Origin of the sequence: Larkinella sp. C7 (assembly GCF_006149005.1) — a bacterium.
Classification (GTDB): domain Bacteria; phylum Bacteroidota; class Bacteroidia; order Cytophagales; family Spirosomataceae; genus Larkinella.
In genome coordinates this window covers 1-330 of sequence record NZ_VBSL01000259.1, presented here as the reverse complement: position 1 = coordinate 330, position 330 = coordinate 1, and the positions used below count along the sequence as shown (strand labels likewise).

The window sequence follows — 330 nt, the reverse complement described above, 5'->3', positions numbered from 1 at the left end:
GGCATCGTTCAAAGGTTGACCGCCGAGTTGTTCATTTGAACTTAACTAAAAAAGGCCGCCTGATTTATCGTTTACATAATCGTTTTCATAAAAATATGGTAACGCGAATTACAGAAGGGATGGATGAGATGGAAGTTAAGACCCTAGAACGAGGCTTACATAAACTCTATCAATTCCTTGAGGAGTTGAAATAATGGCTTTTGCAAAAATTAGTCAAACAGCCTGCTATGTACCAGAACAAATTGTCACCAATGATGACTTGTCTAAGATTATGGATACCAGTGATGAGTGGATTTCCAGTCGGACTGGTATCAAAGAGAGGCGCATCAG

2 pseudogenes are annotated in these 330 nt (G+C 39.7%); both read left to right on the top strand.

Annotated elements, in window-relative coordinates:
* Positions 1–194 (top strand): annotated as a pseudogene (locus tag FH871_RS35350) (MarR family transcriptional regulator); the annotation flags it as partial.
* Positions 194–330, top strand: a pseudogene (locus tag FH871_RS35345) (3-oxoacyl-ACP synthase); the annotation flags it as partial. The pseudogenes FH871_RS35350 and FH871_RS35345, both read left to right, overlap by 1 nt.